Source organism: Kocuria rhizosphaericola (assembly GCF_044462205.1).
GTDB lineage: Bacteria > Actinomycetota > Actinomycetes > Actinomycetales > Micrococcaceae > Kocuria > Kocuria rhizosphaericola.
Map to the genome: position 1 here is coordinate 1 of NZ_JBISWK010000159.1, position 19373 is coordinate 19373.

Annotated in this window: 18 protein-coding genes and 1 tRNA gene; 13 read left to right on the top strand and 6 right to left on the bottom strand. The window is 72.5% G+C overall.

Annotated features, from left to right (window positions below; translation table 11 throughout):
* Positions 1-161 precede the first annotated feature (161 nt).
* Together rarD and ACH9D2_RS16125 are read right to left on the bottom strand one after the other, a co-directional pair.
* Positions 162-1094: an EamA family transporter RarD gene (gene rarD, locus ACH9D2_RS16120; protein WP_396363835.1), complete on the bottom strand. Its 933-nt coding sequence runs from the start codon at positions 1092-1094 to the stop codon at positions 162-164.
* A 21-nt stretch (positions 1095-1115) separates the two neighbouring features.
* Positions 1116-2384, bottom strand: coding sequence for a DUF6882 domain-containing protein (locus ACH9D2_RS16125; protein ID WP_396363836.1), 1269 nt, complete (start codon positions 2382-2384; stop codon positions 1116-1118).
* A gap of 226 nt (positions 2385-2610) precedes the next feature.
* On the opposite strand from ACH9D2_RS16125, the gene ACH9D2_RS16130 reads away from it, so the two are divergent.
* The gene (locus ACH9D2_RS16130; RefSeq protein ID WP_396363837.1) at positions 2611-3999 is read left to right on the top strand and encodes an SseB family protein; all 1389 of its coding nucleotides are present in this window, start codon (positions 2611-2613) and stop codon (positions 3997-3999) included.
* A gap of 15 nt (positions 4000-4014) precedes the next feature.
* Here the strand turns inward: ACH9D2_RS16130 and ACH9D2_RS16135 are convergent, their stop codons facing one another.
* Positions 4015-4503, bottom strand: coding sequence for a Fur family transcriptional regulator (locus ACH9D2_RS16135; RefSeq protein ID WP_396363838.1), 489 nt, complete (start codon positions 4501-4503; stop codon positions 4015-4017).
* A 261-nt stretch (positions 4504-4764) separates the two neighbouring features.
* Between ACH9D2_RS16135 and ACH9D2_RS16140 the strand changes: the two genes are divergently transcribed.
* From ACH9D2_RS16140 to ACH9D2_RS16160, 5 genes are all read left to right on the top strand, one after another.
* Positions 4765-6687, top strand: a complete 1923-nt coding sequence (locus ACH9D2_RS16140; RefSeq protein WP_396363839.1) for a zf-HC2 domain-containing protein — start codon at positions 4765-4767, stop codon at positions 6685-6687.
* Positions 6688-6990: 303 nt separating this feature from the next.
* Positions 6991-8862 carry a zf-HC2 domain-containing protein gene (locus ACH9D2_RS16145; RefSeq protein ID WP_396363840.1) on the top strand — a complete coding sequence of 624 codons (1872 nt, stop codon included), beginning with the start codon at positions 6991-6993 and terminating at the stop codon, positions 8860-8862.
* A gap of 147 nt (positions 8863-9009) precedes the next feature.
* A complete protein-coding gene (htpX, locus tag ACH9D2_RS16150; protein WP_396363841.1) occupies positions 9010-9894 on the top strand; it encodes a zinc metalloprotease HtpX in 885 nt (294 codons plus the stop codon).
* Positions 9895-10061: 167 nt separating this feature from the next.
* Positions 10062-11273: an NAD(P)-binding domain-containing protein gene (locus ACH9D2_RS16155; RefSeq protein WP_396363842.1), complete on the top strand. Its 1212-nt coding sequence runs from the start codon at positions 10062-10064 to the stop codon at positions 11271-11273.
* Entirely contained in the window at positions 11203-12828 is a 1626-nt protein-coding gene (locus ACH9D2_RS16160; RefSeq protein ID WP_396363843.1) for a LuxR C-terminal-related transcriptional regulator, read from the top strand. The genes ACH9D2_RS16155 and ACH9D2_RS16160 overlap by 71 nt, the downstream gene beginning before the upstream one ends.
* A gap of 48 nt (positions 12829-12876) precedes the next feature.
* Here the strand turns inward: ACH9D2_RS16160 and ACH9D2_RS16165 are convergent, their stop codons facing one another.
* A complete protein-coding gene (locus tag ACH9D2_RS16165) occupies positions 12877-13368 on the bottom strand; it encodes a YajQ family cyclic di-GMP-binding protein (RefSeq protein WP_368807831.1) in 492 nt (163 codons plus the stop codon).
* Positions 13369-13504: 136 nt separating this feature from the next.
* Between ACH9D2_RS16165 and ACH9D2_RS16170 the strand changes: the two genes are divergently transcribed.
* Together ACH9D2_RS16170 and ACH9D2_RS16175 are read left to right on the top strand one after the other, a co-directional pair.
* Complete coding sequence (locus ACH9D2_RS16170) at positions 13505-13825, top strand: hypothetical protein (RefSeq protein ID WP_396363844.1); 321 nt, start codon at positions 13505-13507, stop codon at positions 13823-13825.
* A gap of 106 nt (positions 13826-13931) precedes the next feature.
* Positions 13932-14013: transfer RNA gene (locus ACH9D2_RS16175), tRNA-Tyr, on the top strand.
* 124 nt (positions 14014-14137) lie between these two features.
* Here ACH9D2_RS16175 and ACH9D2_RS16180 read toward each other — a convergent pair.
* Positions 14138-15445 (bottom strand): site-specific integrase, encoded by a 1308-nt coding sequence (locus tag ACH9D2_RS16180; protein ID WP_396363845.1) that lies wholly within the window; start codon positions 15443-15445, stop codon positions 14138-14140.
* Positions 15445-16062 carry a helix-turn-helix domain-containing protein gene (locus ACH9D2_RS16185; RefSeq protein ID WP_396363846.1) on the bottom strand — a complete coding sequence of 206 codons (618 nt, stop codon included), beginning with the start codon at positions 16060-16062 and terminating at the stop codon, positions 15445-15447. Before ACH9D2_RS16185 ends, ACH9D2_RS16180 begins: the two co-directional genes overlap by 1 nt.
* Positions 16063-16181: 119 nt before the next feature.
* On the opposite strand from ACH9D2_RS16185, the gene ACH9D2_RS16190 reads away from it, so the two are divergent.
* From ACH9D2_RS16190 to ACH9D2_RS16210, 5 genes are all read left to right on the top strand, one after another.
* On the top strand, positions 16182-16388 hold the full coding sequence (locus tag ACH9D2_RS16190) for a helix-turn-helix domain-containing protein (RefSeq protein WP_396363847.1): 207 nt from the start codon (positions 16182-16184) through the stop codon (positions 16386-16388).
* Positions 16389-16492: 104 nt separating this feature from the next.
* The gene (locus tag ACH9D2_RS16195; RefSeq protein ID WP_396363848.1) at positions 16493-16879 is read left to right on the top strand and encodes a hypothetical protein; all 387 of its coding nucleotides are present in this window, start codon (positions 16493-16495) and stop codon (positions 16877-16879) included.
* Positions 16876-18180 (top strand): DUF3631 domain-containing protein, encoded by a 1305-nt coding sequence (locus ACH9D2_RS16200; protein ID WP_396363849.1) that lies wholly within the window; start codon positions 16876-16878, stop codon positions 18178-18180. Before ACH9D2_RS16195 ends, ACH9D2_RS16200 begins: the two co-directional genes overlap by 4 nt.
* Positions 18181-18325: 145 nt before the next feature.
* Positions 18326-18505 (top strand): hypothetical protein, encoded by a 180-nt coding sequence (locus ACH9D2_RS16205; protein WP_396363850.1) that lies wholly within the window; start codon positions 18326-18328, stop codon positions 18503-18505.
* 136 nt (positions 18506-18641) lie between these two features.
* The gene (locus ACH9D2_RS16210; RefSeq protein ID WP_396363851.1) at positions 18642-19346 is read left to right on the top strand and encodes a hypothetical protein; all 705 of its coding nucleotides are present in this window, start codon (positions 18642-18644) and stop codon (positions 19344-19346) included.
* Positions 19347-19373: the final 27 nt, after the last annotated feature.

The window sequence follows — 19373 nt, forward strand, 5'->3', positions numbered from 1 at the left end:
GTGCCGGAAGGGTCGCCAGGGCCCGGCCGCGGGGCCCCCCGGATCCGGGTCGCCGGATCCGGTCGCCGGGCCCGGCCACCAGGTCCGGTCGCCGGGTGCAGCTTCCCGGCCCGGCCCCCGGGTCCGGGGTCGGATCCAGGTCCCGGGCCCGGGCACGGGCTTCAGGCGCGGCGGACCCGCGGGGCGCGCACCGCGTCCAGCACGAGCAGCAGCACCGCGAGCCACACGAAGCAGAAGCTGACCCAGCGCTCCAGGGGCATCTGCTCCCCGAACACGAGCACGGCCAGCAGGAACTGCCCGATGGGCGCCACGTACTGGATCATGCCCACGGTGCTCAGCGGCAGGCGGGTCGCGGCGACCCCGAACAGGATCAGCGGCACGGCCGTGATCACGCCCGCGGACAGCATCAGCAGGAGATGACCCGTGCCCTCCGTGCCCAGCGTCAGCCGGCCGTCCGCCCCGAGCATCGCCACGACCAGGGCCGCCAGCGGGGTCAGCGCCATCGTTTCCACGGTCAGGGTCACGATGGCGGGGTAGGACCCGCCCATCCTGTTCTTCACCAGTCCGTAGAAGCCGAAGGAGAAGGCCAGTCCCAGGGAGAGCCACGGCACCCGCCCGTAGAAGACGGCCATGACCACGACCGCGACGAAGCCGATCCCCACGGCCGTCCACTGCAGGGCCCGCATCCGCTCCCGCAGCACCACGACGCCGAGCAGGATGGCCACGAGCGGGTTGATGAAGTAGCCGAGGGACGCTTCCAGGGTGTTGCCCGTGGTCGTCGCGACCGTGTAGAGCAGCCAGTTGATCCCGATCAGCAGCCCGGCCACGGCCAGGGCTCCGAGGGTGCGGGGCGACCGCAGCGCCCGGCCCAGCGGGTGCAGCTGCCCGGTGAGCGCCAGCAGCGCCAGGCAGAAGACCAGGGAGAAGAGCACGCGCAGCGCGACGATCTCCACCGGAGTGGCCGGCTCCAGGGCCACGAAGTACAGCGGCAGCAGACCCCAGATGCCGTAGGCGGCGAATCCGGACAGCACACCGGCCCGGGTCCTCGACTGCTCGTCGGGATCCGGGCCGGGCGCGGTGTTGTATGCGGTCACGCTCGAGGGTACCGCCAGGGCTCAGAGGCCGAAGAATCGGCTGAAGAAGCCCTTCTTCCGCTCGCCCTGCTCCTCCTCGGCGGTCTCCTCGCCCTCCACCACGGGCTCCGTCCCGGCGCTGCCGGGAACCCCGGGGCCGGCCACGACCTCGCGCTCGACCTCGCGCTCCTCCTCGGGCTCCGCGACGGGCTCCCGGTGCTGCGCGGCGGCGGGCGCGGGCGCCTGCTCGGCGGCCGGCCGGACGGGCTCGGGGCCGGGCACCACCGTGGTGCTCACGCGGCCCGGGCGCACGTCCCGGTCCGAGGGCTCCTGGTCGAACGGGAGATCGGCGTCGCCGGCACCCGCGTGCGCGGCGGCCGGCTCCTCGGCCTCCCGCGGCGCCTCGACCGGCTCGGGCCGCTCCTGCGCGTGCTCCGTCTCGACGAACTCGGGCACCTCGATGGGCTCGGGCTGCTCCTGCGGGGCCTCCTCGGGCTGCGGGGTCTCCGCGGGCGCCGCGGCGCGCTGCGGCTCGGCCTCCTGCCGGGCCGCCGTGGCCTCGGCGGCGGCACGGTCCTCGCGCAGGGCGGCGGCGCGGGACCGGGCGTCCTCCGCCAGGTCCGCCAGGATCTCGGGGCCCACGGCCGGCTCGGCGGGCTCGACGCCCGAGATCTGGTGGTCGTCGAACCAGAACCGCTGGGCGCCGTCCCGGACGGTGACCACGCACGTGGCCGCGGTGTCCCACTCGACGTGGGCGCCGCGCAGCTTGGCGTAGGAGTCGACGGCGAGGTTGTGGTCCACCGCGGTGTCCGTGGTCAGCGCCTCGGCGATGACCCGCATCATCCGCTCCACGGTGAGCTCGGGCAGCTCGAACTCGGGCCCGTCCAGCAGCAGCCACGCGGTGACGCCGCCGCCGGCGCCCGCGGGGTAGTGCGCGTACACGCCCGTGACCGCCTTGGCCGCCAGGGTCAGCCGGCGGGCCAGGCCCTCCGCCACGGGCAGCTCGTCGGTGGACAGCTCGTCCACGCCCAGCCGTTCCCCGGCCTCGCGCGCCTGGACCGCGGCGGAGACGACCTCGGCCGGGAAGTGGCCCAGCTCCTGCCAGGACCAGATCCAGGACCCGCGGGAGGCGGACTCGGTGCCCAGCAGGTAGGGGGTCAGGGTCACGGGGGGCTCGGTCTGCAGGGTGAACGCCGGCGCGGAGAAGTCGACGTCCCACCCGGCGCCCTGGGTCAGCTCGGCCAGCCTGGCCTGGTACTCGGTGGAGATGAAGATCGACTCGTCGATCAGGTCCTGCAGCGTTTTCGTCATGCGTCCAGGCTAGCAACCATCACGGACGCGGGAGCGTCACGGCGGGCGCCGCCCGGTGGGTCGGCGCAGCCCCGGACGTCCGCTCCGCCCGCGGGCGGCCGGGGACCGCTTGGGTAGGGTGGGGGCGAGGCCCCCGGGGCTCGGCGACGCCGCGTCGGTCCCCGCGCCCGTCCCGTGACCACCACGATCCGAGCAGGCCCCTCGCGGGCCGGGAACGAGCCACCGCATGAGCGAGACCCCCGCCACCCCGACCTCCGGACCGGCTAGGCAGGACCTGCTGAACACCATCGGCTCGTGGGTGCTCTCCGTGCTGCGCACGGAGCCGGGATGGGACCGGATGGTCGTGGATCTCAAGGTCCAGGGCGGTCGCGTGCACCTGCGTGTGCGCGAGCAGCGGGGCCAGGAGGTGGTGCCCGGCACCGCCGGGCCCATCAAGGAGGACAGCGCCGTCATCCCCGCCGTCGAGCAGCTGCGGGAGAACGTCCACGTCCCGGGCCGCGGGACGTGGTTCACCGCCACGGTCGTGATCCTCGCCGAGGGCTGGCCGGAGCCGACCCACCGGATCGGTGGGACCTACGACTTCGACGGCGAGCCCCGCCAGTGGGGGACCGAGGGGCCGTTCACGGCCCGGGACGTCCTGGAGCACCTCGAGCGCTTCCCGCGCACCCGCGCCCGGATCCCGGCGTGGGCCACCGAGCTCGCCGAGCGGGACGGCGTCGAGCTGCCGGTCCTCGCGCCGGGCGCCGAGCAGCAGAGCGACCCCGAAGGGGTCGTCCACCCCCTGGCGAGGGCGGCTGTCGACCGCTTCGCGAGCGCCCCGGACAACAGGGCGATGATCGAGGTCATCCGCCAGTGCATGGCGGGCTCCCTGCTGCTGGACGTCTCCGCGAGCGACCTCGTGGAGGGCCCGGACGGGGAGGCCGTGGGGCCCGAGTCGACCCTGCGTGTCCAGACGCTGGGGGAGGCCGACGGCACGCGGTCACTGGCCGTGTACACCTCGGCGGCCGAGGCCCAGGCCATGTTCGACCGCCACCACCCGGACGGCGGGAAGCCCGTGCTGCTGCGGGAGTCCGCCGTCAAGGTCCTGAAGATGCTCGCGGACGATCCGCAGTACGACCACCTGGTCATCGACCCGGCCCGCCAGGGCTGCCGGATCAGCCGCCCCCAGGTCGAGTGGGCCATGCGGGCGCCGCGCAACGACGCCGTGAAGACCGCGATGCTCGAGAACAACATGTCGCAGCTGCTCGCGGGGCTCCTGGCCCCGGACGCGGTGCTGCTGCTCGGGGCGCGCGTGCAGGACGGGCGGGCCGTGCCCGTCTACGCGAAGCCGCAGGAGGAGGGCGCCACGCCGGACACCCTGCTGCTGTTCACGTCCGCGGCCGAGATCGCCGTGCTGGACACCACCCTGGAGGTCCGCTCCGCGCCGGCGCGCCAGGCGCTGCGCTTCGCCCTCGACGCCGGGGCGCGGAAGGTCAGCATCAACGCGCACCCGCCCGTGGCCACGCTGACCGACGACCAGCTCCGGGAGCTCCTGGCCCTCGTGGAGAAGCAGCAGGGGCAGGGGAGCGACGGGTCCTCCGGCGGGGCGGCCGCCCCGGGCGCGGCCGGGAACTGAGCCCGGGCGGACCGGTCAGCCCGCGGCGGGGGACGCCGGCGCGGGGGCCGGACCCGCCGCGAGGCAGTCGGCGCAGATGCCCTGGTAGACGACGTCGGCGGTGAGCAGCTGCATGCCGTGGTGCTCGGAGGGCGTGAGGCACGGTGTGTGGCCGACGGCGCAGTCGACGTCGGCGACCGTTCCGCAGCGCACGCAGTAGGCGTGGTGGTGGTTGTCCCCGGTGCGGGTCTCGTACAGGGCCGGTGACGCGGGCGGCTCGAACTTGCGGAGCATGCCGACGGCCGTGAGGTCGGAGAGGACCACGTAGACGGACTGGAGCGTGATCGCCGGAAGCACCGTGCGGACGTCCGCGAGGACCTCCTCCGCCGTGGAGTGCGGGCGGCGGTCCACCGCGTCGAGGACGGCCAGCCGTTGCTTGGTGACCCGGCGACCGTGGGAGCGCAGCAGGTCCGACCACGCGGCGGCCCGGGCGGTGTCCGGTGCGGGGCGTTCCGTTGTCTGCATCCCTCCACAGTAGCGTTATCACGATGCACTCACAATAGTGGGGCGGGCCCGTCCCCCGCTGTTTTCGCGATGGCGAACCCATCGTGACCGTTCTGGTCGCCCCCGCCCCCTCACGCCTTTACCCGCTTCTGACCTGCGCTTACGATGTGCGCGGGGGATGGGGGTCCGGTGCCGTCGTCGTGGCGTGCGCGCCCGCGAGCCGGACGGGACGTTCCCGAAGCCTTTTCTTCCCGAACGACCGCGACCACCACGGAGACAGACATGACGCGTCCTGCCCACGCCCGCCCGAACGGCCGCACCGCCGAGACGGAGGGTCCCCGAGACGACGTCCTCCTCGAGGCCGCCCACTCCGGGAACGCCGAGGCCTTCGGGGCGCTGCGGGAGCGGTACCGCGGCACGGCCCTCGCCGTCGCGCGGTCGCGGACCGGCAGCGCGGAGGAGTCGGAGCGCCTCGCCTCGGCGGCCTTCGGGCGGATCGAGCAGGTCGTCGGCGAGGGCGGCGGGCCGCGCGCCTTCCTCGGCGCCTTCGTCGTGTGGATGGTCGGGCGGGAGGCCGACGGCGGCACGCGGCCGGTCGCGCTGCCGGACGATCCCTCCGACCCCGCGTCCCTGGTCCGGGTCTTCAGCGGTCTTCCCGCCGAGTGGCAGGGCTTCCTCTGGCGCACCGAGGTGCTGGGCCACAGCGCACGCCGGGCCGCGGCGGCACTGGGGCTGGGCGCGGTCGCGGCCGCCGGTCTGCACCGCGACATGGTCCGCGGGCTCCGCGGGCTCTACGGCCAGGCGGCGGCGGACCGCGCGGCGGGACCGGACTGCGCGGAGTTCTCCCGCGAGCTGACCCACTTCGTCCGGGGCACCCGCGGGCAGCGGAGCCGGCGGGACGTCAAGGCCCACCTGGACGGGTGCGCACGCTGCACCGCCGAGTACCTGAGCCGTCAGGACATCGGGACGGGCCTGCGCACCTGGACGCTCCCCGTGCTGGCCGGCCTGCCGCTGTGGGGCACCGAGTCCCTCGAGCTCGCCAACCTCATCGCCGCTGCGGGGGGCGGCACCGCCGCGGCCGCAGGGGCCGGAGCCGCCGCCGTGGTGGGTGCGGGATCCGCTGCCGCCGGACACGGAGCGGGGGCTGCCGCGGTCGGCGCCGGAGCGGGCGCCGCCGGCGTCCGTCCGGACGCGGCGGCGGGCACCTCCGCATGGTCGGGCCGCACGGCGAAGGTCCTCCTCGGTGCCGGTGCCCTGGCGACCGCCGTGGCCGTCGCCGCAGTGGGCGTCTCCGGCGGTGGGGACCCCGTCCCGGCCGGGGACAGCCTCGCCGCCGAGCAGGCGCCGCGCACCGCTCAGGACCTGGAGAGATCGAGCGCGGACGATCCGGCGGCCGGCTCCGCGCGGACGGACGACGACGAGGCCGGCGCCGGGGACTCCGGACCGGACCGCGAGCAGGGCTCGGCCGGGGCGGACGAGTCCGGAACCGGTGCCGGTCCGCTCGACGCCCCGGCGGCCGGAACGCCCCGGGACGGTGCACGGCAGGAGGCCGCCGCCCTGGTCGGCGCCGCCGACCGTGGGACCGGCGACGCGGGCGCCGTGGCGGCCGGGGCCGCCGCGGGCGCGTCGGACGCCTCCGGTGGCGACGGAGTCACCCGGCCGGCAGCCGTCACGGAGCGTTCGGCGCCCGTGCGCAGCGGGGCCCGGGCCGCGGAGGCCGGCACGCCCGGTGCCGCGTCCGCGGGTGGATCCGCGCGGGGGACCTCGTCCGAGGGGTCTCCGACGAGCGCGCCGGCGCCGCGGGAGACGCGGGCACCCTCGACCGGTCCCGCGCCGGCACGGGAGGCGGGCACGCCCGCACCGGCCCCCTCACCGAGCTCCCTGCCGACCGAGGAGGCCAGCCCCGCGCCGCTCAAGGCGCCGGCGACTCCCGCCCGGACGACCGCACCGCCGAGCGACCCCGCGAGCACGGGCACCGCTCCCGGCGCCGGACGTCAGCACACGCACCGGGAGGCCGGAGCCACCGACGTGCGGCAGGTCGAGCGCGGGCCGCGGGACCGCGGGCGGAGCTGGGAGCACCGCCGGTCCGAGACCCCGAAGGACACCGGTCGGCATGGCCGCGACCACCAGCGGGGACAGCACGACAACCACGGTGGCCGCGGGGGAGGCCACGCCGGGGCGGGCGAGCGCGGCGCACACCGCTGAGCGCACGTCCCTGCCGATGCCCCGGCGGCTCGGCGTCCTCCGCCTGACTGGTGGACCGGCTGACCGGCGTCCACCGGCAGTCCACTGTTACGAACGGGAACGAGCCGTGACGCGGTCGGCGTGCCGCCCTCCGCGGCGGCGCTCTACCATGGGGTCGGGGGACCGGGGGGTCCACAGTCAGGAACCGCGCGCCGCCGGCGCGCGTCGTCATCGTGATCGCCGGGGGCCGCGCCCCCGCGGCACCGCTCCCGGGTCGCCCGCACCGCAAGGTGGCCGAGCGTTCCCGAGACCCACGGAGATCCCATGACGCGCACGACCGAGCCGCTCGCCCAGGGGCGCACACCGCGCACCGACGAGGAGCTGCTCGCCGCGGTGCGGGCGCAGCGTCCCGACGCCTTCCCGGACCTGCGGGACCGGCACTGGCACACCGCCGTGGTCGTGGCCCGGCTCCACACGCCGAGCCGCCAGGACGCGGAGCAGCTGGCGGGCACGGCCTTCGACCAGGTCCTCACCGAGATCGGCGACAAGGAGGAAATGGAGGACGGGCAGGGCGTCTTCCTGCGGGCACGGCTGGTCGCCGTCGTCGGCCGGGCCGGCGTGGAGCGCAAGCGCGCGGCCGAGACCGTCACCAGCATTTATCTCGGCCTCCCGGCGTCCTGGCAGGCCGTGCTGTGGCACCTCGAGATCGAGGCCCTCGAGCTCGAGCGGACGGCCGCGGTGCTCGGCCTGAGCCCGGCCGCCACCACGGCGCTGCACCTCGAGGCGCGCGCCGGGCTGCGGGCCGCCTACCGCCAGGCCCGGCTGGACCTCCCCACCCTCCCCGGGTGCGCGGACTGCGCGGCCGACCTCGGCGCCTTCGCCGACGACGGCCTGTCCGCCGAGCGGACGCAGGCCGTGCGGTCCCACCTCGACGAGTGCCCCCGCTGCACCGCCGACCACCTGTACCTCCAGGACACCGAGGCCGGTCTGCGCGGCTGGCTGCTGCCCGTGCTCGCCGGGGTGCCGCTGTGGGACACCCGGACCGGCGAGCTCGTGGAACTGGTCCGGACCGCGGGACGGATGAGCGCCGGACGACTCAGCGCGGCGCCCGGCACCGACGTGGCCGGCGGAGCCCTCGCCGCCGTCCACGTCTCACGACGGGGCCGGAAGGTGCTCCTCGGCGCCGGCGCACTGGCGGCCGCCGCGGCGCTCGCCGGAGTCGCCGTGACGGGCTCCGGCGGTCTCGGCGACGGGACCACGCAGGCCGCGGGGCGCACCGGCGGCTCCGGCACGACGGCGCCCTCCGCCGCCGCACCCGGCGCGTCCTCCGGGGCCGGTGACGACGCGGCGACGGTGGCACGCGGCCCCGGTGCTCCGGTGCCCGGTGCCCCGGTGCCCGGTGGCGCGGGCGGGGTGCTCTCGCTGCCGACCTCCGAACCGTCGCCCGGCCCCCTGACCGAGGCCGCGGCCGAGGCGCGCGCCGAGCGTGAGAGCAGCGGAACGATCATCACCGCCACCACGGCGGAGCGGACGGCCGCCGGCGCCCGGGAGACCGGCGCCGACTCCGGCGCGTCCACCGGCCGTCCCCCGGTCGCGGCGCCCCGGACGCAGACGAGCGCCCAGGACGACGGCCGCGCGCCTCGGCCCGCGGCGTCGCGCGCAGAGCGCTCGGGTGCAGGGTCCCGAGGCACGGAGTCCTCGGACAGCGGCGCCACCGGCCCCGCCACCGCCGCTGCCGGTGGCGGGGCCGGCACTCCTGCGTCGCCCGCGGACGACGGCGGCACCACGGCCGGGGGCTCCCTCGCCGAGCAGCCCCCGGCGCCTGAGGCACCTGCACCCCGGACGCCTGCACCCGGGACGCCTGCACCCGGGACGCCTGCACCCGGGGACCCGGTCACCGGGACTCCCGTGGAGGAGACCCCGGCGCCCGGAGCCCCCGTGTCCGAGGCCCCGGTGGAGCAGCCTTCGGCGCCGGACACCCCTGTGGAGGAGGTCCCGGCGACCCAGCCCCCGGCGACCGGAGCACCCGCGCCCGAGACGGCGGCACCGGCGACCCAGCCCTCGGCGACCGCAGCACCCGCGCCCGAGACCTCGGCACCGGCCTCCCAGCCCCCGGCGACCGGAGCACCCGCGCCGGAGGCCTCGGCACCGGCGTCCGGCGAGGCCGTCGTCGTCGACCCCACTCCGGGCGGGTGACCGCGGGCCGCCGCTGAGCAGTGCGGAAGGACGCCCGGAGCCGGCTGGGAGGTCTCTGCACGTCGCCCGGGCCGGGAAGACCGGAGCCGCCGGCGGGGTTGTGCCCAGCGGAAGACCCCTGCCGTCGATGAAGGAGCCGAACCCGCGATGCACCACCACAACAACGGGCTCAAGACCGTCCTGCTCCTCGGGGGCTTGTGGGCCGTGCTGCTGGCCATCGGGTGGTTCGTGGCGAGCGGGACCGGAAGCAGCGCCTTCATCTGGATCTTCGCCCTGATCGGTCTGGCGTCCACGGCGTACAGCTACTGGAACAGCGACAAGCTCGCGCTGCGCTCCATGCGTGCCATCCCGATCACCGAGCAGCAGGCGCCGGGGTACTACCGGATCGTGCGGGAGCTGTCGCAGCGGGCGGACCAGCCGATGCCCCGCCTGTTCATCGCGCCGACCATGAGCCCCAACGCGTTCGCCACCGGCCGGAACCCGGAGAACTCGGCGGTCTGCGTGACGGAGGGCATCCTCCAGATGCTCGACGAGCGCGAGCTGCGGGGCGTGCTCGGCCACGAGCTGATGCACGTCTACAACAGGGACATCCTCACGTCCTCGATCGCCGCGGCCGTGGCCGGCATCATCACCGCGGCCGCGCAGTTCCTCCAGTTCACGGCCATCTTCGGCGGCGGGCGGGGCGGCGACCGCGGCAATCCCCTGGTGGGGCTGCTGCTGGCCTTCCTGGCGCCCCTCGCCGCGACCGTCATCCAGCTCGCGGTCTCCCGCACGCGCGAGTACGACGCCGACGAGGACGGCGCGAAGCTCACGGGGGACCCGCTGGCGCTGGCCTCGGCCCTGCGCAAGATCGAGATGGGCACGAACGCCCGGCCGCTGAACCCTGCGGACCAGAAGCTCGTCAACACCTCGCACCTGATGATCGCCAACCCCTTCCGGCGCGGTGGCACGGCGAGCCTGTTCCGCACCCACCCCCCGACCGCGGACCGCGTGGCCCGGCTCGAGGGCATGGCCGGCCTCGGCCGGCGCTGAGCGCTCCGCCACCGGTGCGCGGCGCGCCGGAAGGGCTCCGGGCGGCCGCGCGGCATGGGGTGATCGGCCCACGGCGGCTGCTGGGCGCTGCACCATCCTCCCGATGCGGCACGGACCCCCGCTTCCTAGGCTGGAGCCGTTCCAGCAGATCGAGGGAGGTCTCCGCCATGAACACCCAGCACATCGAGACGCTCGTCATCGGAGCAGGCCAGGCCGGCCTCGCCACGGGTCGACACCTGCAGCGGCTCGGGCGGCCGTTCCTCGTCGTGGACGCCCACGACCGGGTGGGGGACAACTGGCGGCGCCAGTGGGACAGCCTGCGGCTCTACACGCCCGCCAGGTACGACGGCCTGCCCGGCCTCCCCTTCCCGGCGGATCCCTGGTCCTTTCCGCAGAAGGACGAGGTCGCCGCCTATCTGGAGAGCTTCGCCCTGCACTGGGACCTGCCCGTGCGCACGAACACCACCGTCGACTCCGTGGAAGCCCGTCCCGGCGGCGGCTACACGGTGTCCCTGGGCGCCGACACGATGACCTGCGACAACGTGGTCGTCGCGACCGGGACGTTCGGCCGGGCACCGCACGTCCCGCCGTTCGCGCAGGACCTCGACGGCTCGATCCTCCAGATGCACTCCAGCGACTACCGCCGGCCCGACCAGCTGCGGCCCGGACGGGTGCTCGTCGTCGGTGCCTCCCACTCGGGCACGGACATCGCCTTCGAGATCGCCCGCACGCACGAGACGATCCTCTGCGGCCGGGACCCCGGCCAGCTGCCCGTCCGGCTGGAGTCCCGCAGGGCGCGGGTCGTGCTGCCGCTCCTGCTCTTCATGGGACGGCACGTGCTCACGCGCCGCACGCCCGTCGGGCGCCGGGCGATGGCCCACGTCCGGTTCCACGGTGCACCCATGCTCCGGGTGAAGCGGGAGGACCTGCGGGAACGCGGGGTGGAACGGTTGCCGGACCGCGTCACGGGGGTGGCCGGAGGGCTCCCTGTCGTGGGCGACCGGCCAGTGGCGGTCGAGAACGTGCTCTGGTGCACCGGCTTCCGGCAGAGCTTCGACTGGATCCGGCTGGACGTCGTGGACGGGAGCGGCTGGCCACGGGAGTTCCGGGGAGTCGCCGAGGACGCCCCGGGGCTGTACTTCTGCGGCCTGAGCTTCCAGTACTCCTTCACCTCGATGCTCCTGCCGGGCGTCGGCCGCGACGCGGAGCACATCGCCCGGCAGATCGCCCGGAGAGCGTCGCACCCGTCCCGGCGGCTGCCGTCCGCCCACCACCGGGGGCTATCCTCGGGGGGTGGGGGAGGTGCACATGGGAGTCCTCGAGGATCTCGCCCGGGCCCGGCAGGCGTTCGAGCGCCGCGAGTGGGTCGCGGCGTATGACGCCCTCTCCGGCGCCCAGGGCGCGGCCATGCCTGCCGAGGACTTCACCCGGCTGGCCACGACGGCGTACCTCCTGGGACGCCTGAACGACTTCATCCAGGCCATGCAACGGGCCTACACCGCGCACGTCGAGGCCGGCGAGACGCTGGCCGCCGTCCGGTGCGCCGCCCAGCTGGCGATGGTGCTGCTCACCAGCGGGGAGGGCGCCGTCGCCGGCGGATGGGCGGCACGGGCCCAGCGCATGCTCGCCGACGTGGAGGGCGACGTCGTCGAGCGCGGCCAGGTGCTCGCCCCGATCATGCTCCGGCACGTCCTGGCCGAGGAGTACGACCGGGCGCACGAGCTGGCGCTGGAGATCATCGACTACGGCCGCCGGTTCGACGACGCGGACCTGCTGGCCACCGGGCTCAACGTCCAGGGCCGGTTGCTGCTGTACTCCGGGCACGTCCCCGAGGGGCTCGCCCTGCTCGACGAGGCCATGATCGGCATCTCCACCGGGGACGTCTCCCCGATCGTGGCGGGCACGACCTACTGCTCGCTGGTCGAGGCGTGCCAGGAGGTGTCCGACTTCGGCCGGGCCGCCGAGTGGACCGCCGCACTGACGAACTGGGTCGGTGCCCAGCCCGGGCTCGTCGCGTTCACAGGACAGTGTGCGGTCCACCGGGGACAGATCATGCGCCTGAGGGGAGCTTTCCACGAAGCCGTGGAGGAGTTCGAGCTGGCGGTGGAACGCTACGAGAGGACCGGGACGCCGGCCCCCGCCGGGCTGGCCATGGACGAGTGCGGCGGCGTGCTGCGCATCCTCGGCGAGCTGCCCGCCGCGGAGGCGGCCTACGCCCGCGCGATCCGCTTCGGCCACGACCCCCAGCCGGGACTGGCAATGCTCTGGCTCGCCCGCGGACGCACCGCCGACGCACTGGCGGCGGTCCGGCGGCTGCTGGCCGAGCCGCGCGATCCGGTGCACCGGTCCCGGCTGCTGCCTGCCGCCGTGGAGATCCTCGTGGCGGGAGACGCCGTGGACGAGGCGGATGCGGCGAGCCGGGAGCTGACGTCCGTCGCGGAGTCCTTCGGGTGCCCCGGTCTGAAGGCCATGGCGCACCATGCGCGCGGTGACGTGCTGCTCGCGGCGGGCCAGCCCGCTTCCGCCCTGCCCGAGCTGCGCCGGGCGAAGCTCGACTGGCAGCGGCTCGAGGCCCCGTACGAGACCGCCCGCGCCCGCCTGCTCGTCGGCGGCGCCCTGCGCGCGCTCGGCGACGACCGGTCCGCTCGGGCCGAACTCGGCGCGGCGCGGCAGGCGTTCCACGAGCTCGGCGCTCCGGCGGAGGAGTCGGAGTCGGCGCGACTGTGCGGTCCGGCAGCCCCCCACGGTCTCACGGACCGCGAGGTCGAGGTGCTCCGGCTGGTCGCGTCCGGCAGGACCAACCCCGAGATCGCGGCCGAGCTGTTCCTGAGCGAGAAGACGGTGTCGCGCCACCTGTCGAACATCTTCACCAAGCTGGACGTGCCGACTCGCACGGCAGCCGCGGCCTTCGCGTTCGGGCACGGGATCGTCTGAGCCCCGGGCCGGTCCTCCGGCGGCCGAGGGCCGACCCCGCCCGGTGGCTCAGCGGTAGTTGATGAACTGCAGGTCCACCTCGAGCTCCGAGCCCTTGAGCAGCGTGATGACGTCCTGGAGGTCGTCGCGGGACTTCGACGACACCCGGAGCTCGTCGCCCTGGATGGTGGCCTTGACGCCCTTGGGGCCCTCGTCGCGGATGAGCTTGGTGATCTTCTTCGCCTGGTCCTGGGCGATGCCCTCCTTCACGGAGGCCTCGATCCGGTACTCCTTGCCGGAGGCGAAGGGCTCCCCGGCGTCGAGGGACTTCAGGGAGATGCCGCGCTTGACCAGCTTCGACTGGAAGACGTCGAGGACGGCGTTGACGCGCTCCTCGGAGTTCGCCTTCATGAGGATCTTCTCGCCGGAGAAGTCGATCTCGGCGCCCACGCCCTTGAAGTCGTAGCGCTGCGCGATCTCCTTCTGGGCCTGGTTCAGGGCGTTGGACACCTCCTGCTTGTCGACCTTGCTGACGACGTCGAACGAGGAATCGCTGGCCATGCTGCCTCCTGTGCTGGGACGGTGGACGGGCGGCGCGCGGCCCGTGGGTCTGTGGCCCAGCTTACCGGGCGGCCCCGTCACCGTTTCGTGACCTGCGCTCAAGGAACTGTTCAGGTCGGTCTCCCAGGATGGCGGCATGAGCACATCCCCGGGCCACGACGACGTGGTTCCCGTCCCGGGCCGGACCCGGCGCGGCAGCGCCGTGGCGGCCACCGCACTGGCGGCGGTTCTGCTGATGGGCATCGGGCTGGGCCCGGCGGCGGCAACCGCTGCCGAGACGGCGCCGCAGCCCCGTCCGGGGACGGGGGCCGCGGCCACCGAGCGGATCGACCCCGAGGTCGCGCAACGGCTGGTCGGCGTCGCCCAGGACCTCGCGGAGGCCGTGACACACGGCGAGATCACCGCGGAACAGGCCACGAGCTTCCTCCGGAAGGTCTGCGAGCGGCTGGCCGGCTGAGCCGGTCGCGGCAATTTCGCATCACGGCGGATGTTCTGTACTGTTGAAGTGCTCCCGCACGCGGGGGCCGCCACCACCGGTCCGGACGGGCCGGCGGCAGCACCCCGGCAGATTACCCGAGCGGCCAAAGGGGGCTGACTGTAAATCAGCTGGCAATGCCTACGGGGGTTCGAATCCCTCATCTGCCACGGCACGGGAAAACCCCGGTTCACTAGGAGAAACACCTAGGAACCGGGGTTTTCTGTTGCCTGGTGTCCTGCCGCTAACAGCTCTGAGGACCCCTGATTGTTAGAGGGATGTTAGAGCCGCCCATCAGGGGGTTGATGTCGTGGACCGCCTTGGGATCAACGCCGCGGCCCGTTCCGCGGCGTCCCGACCAACCCCCTCGAGCAGATGGCTGTACACGTCCGCGGTGAAGCTAGACCGCGAGTGCCCCAGTCGCTTCGACACAATGTTCATGTCTACCCCGGCCGCGAGCATCATGGATGCCTGTCCGTGGCGGAGGTCGTGGAGGCGTACTCGGCGCAACGGCACCAGGGAGCCCTCGGTGCGCTCGCGATCCTTCGGGACCATCACCTTGTCGGTCAGCCGGTGGAACAACCGGTCGACCCGCTCCGGGCGCAACGGGGTGCCGTCCTCCTGGCAGAACACGAGTCCGTGGTCTGCGTACCCGTGCCTCCACTCTTCCCGCTCCGCGCTCTGAGCGACCTGCCATCCGAGCAACACCCCGGCTGTGTTCCGGTCCAGCTCGACCCGCCGGTACTCACCGGACTCGGTTTTCGGCGCGGCGAACTTCAATCCCACGTGCACCTCATCACAGGATGGGCAGACCTCTGTGGTGCCCGACCGTTCCGTGAGCTGCTGTCGAATCACCAGTACACCCCGAGCAACGTCCACGTCATTCCACCGCAACCCCAAAGCCTCCCCGCGGCGCAGGCCGGTGGATGCGATGACCTCGAACAGCGGCGCCAGCCGTTCCTCCTGTATGCCGTCCAGGAAGGCGCCCAGTTCCCACGGCTCCCATGGGTGCACCCTGGTTCGCTGTACCTTGGGCAGCTCGACGTCTCGGGCTGCGTTGAACGACACGAGCCGCATCCGCACCGCCGTGGTCAGCGCGGAGCGCAGGCAGGCATGCACGCGCACCACCGTGTTCGCAGACAACGGCTTCCCGCCGGCGCCAGCCTCGGTCTGGAGCCGCGCCAGGAGGTCGGAGACGTGCCCCGGCCGTAGGTCGCGCAGCCGGACGTTCCCCAGGTTCGGCACCAGGTAGTCGGTCATGTGCTGCCTATAGAGGCGTTCCGTGGCCGGGCGCAACCCGTTGGCGACCTTCCGGTCCAGCCACGTCTCGAGCCAGGCGCCCACCGTCATGCCCCGATCGTCGGTCCAGGTGCCGGCGTTGATCTGTGACACCAGGTCGGTGGCCGCGGCCTGGGCCTCGCGCTTGGTCTTGAACCCGCCCCGGGCGACCTGCTTCCGCTTCCCGGTCGCGGGGTCCGTGCCGGCGGCGATGTTGAACCACCACGCGCCGTGCGACTTGGTACAGACCCGCCGTTTCCCGGTGCTGGGGTCGGTCAGCTCTGTGGCAGAACAGGTGCATCGCTTGAACACCGATCCGGCCATCACAGCCCCCCCGGGACGGAGGAGCGGTCAAGTTCGGCGCGGCCGTACAGACCTACCAGGTCGTCCGGTATGGGGAGGGGATGGTTCAACAGGCGCTCGCAGGCCTCGCGGTAGGGGAGAGATTCCTTCAAGGCCCATACCGCATGGTCGCGCAGTGTTGCCTGCAGCTCCTCGCTGGGTGGATTTCCCATGGGCTGCCTAATGAATCGACGTGCCTTGTTTTCAGCAGCCCGGATGCTCCGCAGATTTATCAGCAGGGAGACCTCGATGTCGGGATCGCCCGGAGTGATGGTGGTCTCGCCCGTGAACCAGGTGAGGGCGTCGAAGGTCATGGCTGAATTATTGGGTAACACCTCGACCTCCAGCCCCGCCTGGTCGGTGGGGAACATCAGGGTCACTGGGGGTACTTCCAGGGCCGCGGCGATCGCCATCAGGTCCGTGACGGTCACGCTGTCCCTGCGTCCGTTCTCCAGATTCGCTATGGAGGTGCGCTTCATCGGGATCCCCCGGGCCTCGCACAGATCCGCCAGCGTCTGCGCCGACATCTTCTTCCGTTTGCGCGTCTCGGCCACGTTCTTGCCGATGCGGTGTGTGGTGGTGGTGCCCCAGTCGTCCATGCCACTCTCCGTCGTTGTGCTCCAGTGATGGATTTCCAGTACAGCTTGACACGAGACGGCACAGGGGTCAATCTTGTGGAGTGACCCCGGCAGGGTCAGAAAACAGGAAAGGTGACCTCATGGAACACAAATGCTGCGACACCCCCGCCACACTTCCTCTTTGGCCCGACGTCGCCACAGTGCTCGGTATTGGCCGGTCGACCGCGTACGAGCTCGTCCGGACGGGTGAGTTTCCGATTCGGGTCCTCCGGCTCGGGAAAAAGCTCCGGGTGTCCACGGTCGACCTGGACCGGTACCTCAGTGGCCACCGGGACCGCGCTGCGTAGTCAGCAACACCAGCAACGGCGCCCCCATCCGGGGGCGGGGCGGACAGGCCCGTGGAAAAAGGAGAACCCCCGCATGGGGCGGGGGCTCCCGGAGAGTGAACAACGTGCACACCAATATACCCCCCACCGGTACCCAGAACCAGGGGCGCAACCCCGACCAGTTCCTGGACTTGGCCATCCGGCTCATCCGCAGCAACGATCAGCTGGCCCTCGCGTGCCACCGGCTTGGGATCGAGTCCCAAGCCACCCCGCAGCCCTACCGGCTGCACCCGGAGGACATCGACCTCATCGTTCGTCAGCTGTCCGTGGCCTTGATTCTGGCGCAGGAATCCGCCCAGACCGCCCGTGCCGCGTCCACGGGTCCCCAGCGGTACACCGGCACCGCCCGCGGGGACCGCGCCGCAAAGGGGCGCACTCACGACCCCTACCCCATCTACACCGCCGAGGAGCTGGAAGAGATCGAGAACCATCAGGAGGGTCGAGCAGCATGACCGCCTACCTCGCCGAAGTTCTCGACGACGTGCAGAAGTTCGCCACCAGGTTCATCGCCTACCCGACAGCTGAGGCTGCTCCGGTCCACGCACTCTGGATCGGGCACGCACACCTGGTGGACGCCTTCGAAAACACCCCGCGGCTGGCGTTTCTGTCCCCGGAACCGGGCTCGGGAAAGTCCCGGGCGATGGAGATCACCGAAGCTCTGGTGCCTCGCCCGGTGCTCAGCGTCAACGCCTCAGTGGCCTACGTCTTCCGGAAAATCTCAGACCCGGACGGCTTGCCGACTCTGCTCATGGACGAGGCCGACGCCGTGTTCTCCCACAAGAAGGCCGACGGGAACGAGGACCTGCGCGGACTGCTCAACTCCGGCTACCGGAAGGGCGCGACAGCTGGGCGGGTGGTGATGCGGGGCAACGAGCAGATCCCGGAGGACTGGCCCAGCTTCTGCCCCGTCGCACTCGCAGGATTGAACGAACTGCCCGACACATTGATGAGCCGTTCCATCATCGTGCCGATGAAGAAGCGCCGGCCGGATCAGGTGGTGAAACCGTACCGGCGCCGAACCTACGGGCCCGAGGCGGCCGAACTGGCCGCCAGGTTGCAGCGTGCTGCACGCCGTCACTTCGATGAGGTGCGGGATGCGTGGCCGGAGCTGCCGCCGGGGATCGAGGACCGGGACGCGGACATATGGGAACCCTTGGTAGCCGTCGCGGACGCCGCCGGCGGGCACTGGCCCCAGACCGTCCGGGAGGCCGCCACTCAGTTGGTCGCCATCGCCAAGACCAAGCCCCAGACGCTGGGGGTGAAACTGCTGGCCGACCTGCGCGACGTGTTCGGGAACCGGGAGACCATGCTCACCACAGACCTCCTGGACGAGTTGATCGGGATCGACACCTCGCCGTGGGGCTCGATCAAGGGACAGCCGGTCGACGCCCGATTCCTCGCCCGCACTCTCACCAAGTTCGAGGTGTTGACGAACCAGACAGTCCGGACTGCCACGGGGCGGGGGAAGGGTTACAAGAAGGTGGACCTGATCGATGCCTGGGAGCGCTACCTGCCGCCCGTTCCCCCGAAAACCGGTGACACCGGTGACACCGGTGACGCCCCCAACCGGCTTGTCACTGATGTCACCGACCGCAACACATCACCGTCGCCGGCCAAAGACCCTGTGACAAGGCATGTCACGGATGTCACCGATGTCACCGACTTTCCGGACAACGGGCAGGGCACTTGCCCACACGGCGGCCTCGAGAATGAATGCTTCCAGTGCAAAGCCGAAGGGTGGGACGCCGCATGAACCCTCTCCGCGACCTCCGCCGCGTCCCTGACAACGACGGACACCTCATCCCCATCACCGGCCGCTGGTGTCCCTCGTGCCGTTACCCCCTTCACCCGGCGCTCGCGGACGATGTGCACCCGTGCTGCGATTGGAGGCTACTCCCATGACGGACGACAGCGAGCGCCTGGACGAGTTCGAGGACATGCCCGATCTCACTCGCATCTGTAAGACCAAACCGGACTGGATCGAAGCTGCCCAACAACTCCAGCGACGCAATCACCGGCTGCAGGAACTGCTCCACCGCTCACAGACCGACGCCGCCCGGCAGAAGGGAGGCACATGATGGGACGCCGCAGCGCCGGCGCGGGAGGGCTGAATCCTGGAGCATTCGCCGCTAGCAACCCAATCCGGCCATACCGGGGCCGGCCGGGTGGTGCCACGCAGGACACGAACCGGGACACCCAGGGGAGGAATCAGAAATGACCACGCAGAACGAAGTCGCTCTCCAGAATGAGGCCCGGGTCCTGGAGCTACGTGCCCAGGGCCGGACCACTGAGCAGATCGCCAGCGACCCCACGGTGGGGATCACTACCCGGTCCGGTGTTGCCAAAGCGCTCCGGCGTGGACTCGAACGGCGGTCCAGGCTCGGCGCTGAGGAGCTGGTGGCGTTGTCGATGGAGCAGCTCGATCAGATCGACGCCGCGGTCTCGGCTGTGGTGACCATGCCCGGGGTCGGTGCCGCAGAGATCATCCGGGCGCTGGATCTCCGCCGCAAGGTGGTAGAGACCCGGGCCAAGATGATGGGGCACGACGGCAGCTCGGTTCGGCGGGAGACCAGTGACGGCCTCGTTCATCACCATGGTCCGCAGAACGCGTACAGCCCACCGCCGGGGGAGACTCGACCGTTCTTCTTGACCGTGGACATCACCAACGTCCCCGCTCACCTGATCCCTTGGGACGAACTGGAAGTGAACCCAGCTCCCGGCAAGGGGACTAGTGCCGAATGGGGCATACCCACGGTGGGCATCAACCCCGCCTGTACGGGCCGGGGGGCCGCCGCACGAGTTGCACAGGATGGCGGGCTGCTCCACAGCGGCGTCTACTTCCGGTATCTCGGGGCGTTCGAGGACATCAGAAACAGCGACCTTCTCCGGTATGTGGCGGGCGATTTCATGATCACATGACATGTGTCCACCAAAGCTAGAGTGTGT

Coding starts and splice junctions, on each gene's coding strand:
- ACH9D2_RS16135 (WP_396363838.1), bottom strand. CDS start 4,503: ATGCAGACAACGGAACGCCCCGCACCGGACACCGCCCGGGCCGCCGCG.
- ACH9D2_RS16155 (WP_396363842.1), top strand. CDS start 10,062: ATGAACACCCAGCACATCGAGACGCTCGTCATCGGAGCAGGCCAGGCC.
- ACH9D2_RS16130 (WP_396363837.1), top strand. CDS start 2,611: ATGAGCGAGACCCCCGCCACCCCGACCTCCGGACCGGCTAGGCAGGAC.
- ACH9D2_RS16200 (WP_396363849.1), top strand. CDS start 16,876: ATGACCGCCTACCTCGCCGAAGTTCTCGACGACGTGCAGAAGTTCGCC.
- htpX (WP_396363841.1), top strand. CDS start 9,010: ATGCACCACCACAACAACGGGCTCAAGACCGTCCTGCTCCTCGGGGGC.
- ACH9D2_RS16185 (WP_396363846.1), bottom strand. CDS start 16,062: ATGGACGACTGGGGCACCACCACCACACACCGCATCGGCAAGAACGTG.
- ACH9D2_RS16160 (WP_396363843.1), top strand. CDS start 11,203: ATGGGAGTCCTCGAGGATCTCGCCCGGGCCCGGCAGGCGTTCGAGCGC.
- ACH9D2_RS16165 (WP_368807831.1), bottom strand. CDS start 13,368: ATGGCCAGCGATTCCTCGTTCGACGTCGTCAGCAAGGTCGACAAGCAG.
- ACH9D2_RS16210 (WP_396363851.1), top strand. CDS start 18,642: ATGACCACGCAGAACGAAGTCGCTCTCCAGAATGAGGCCCGGGTCCTG.
- ACH9D2_RS16125 (WP_396363836.1), bottom strand. CDS start 2,384: ATGACGAAAACGCTGCAGGACCTGATCGACGAGTCGATCTTCATCTCC.
- ACH9D2_RS16180 (WP_396363845.1), bottom strand. CDS start 15,445: ATGGCCGGATCGGTGTTCAAGCGATGCACCTGTTCTGCCACAGAGCTG.
- ACH9D2_RS16145 (WP_396363840.1), top strand. CDS start 6,991: ATGACGCGCACGACCGAGCCGCTCGCCCAGGGGCGCACACCGCGCACC.
- ACH9D2_RS16205 (WP_396363850.1), top strand. CDS start 18,326: ATGACGGACGACAGCGAGCGCCTGGACGAGTTCGAGGACATGCCCGAT.
- ACH9D2_RS16170 (WP_396363844.1), top strand. CDS start 13,505: ATGAGCACATCCCCGGGCCACGACGACGTGGTTCCCGTCCCGGGCCGG.
- ACH9D2_RS16140 (WP_396363839.1), top strand. CDS start 4,765: ATGACGCGTCCTGCCCACGCCCGCCCGAACGGCCGCACCGCCGAGACG.
- ACH9D2_RS16190 (WP_396363847.1), top strand. CDS start 16,182: ATGGAACACAAATGCTGCGACACCCCCGCCACACTTCCTCTTTGGCCC.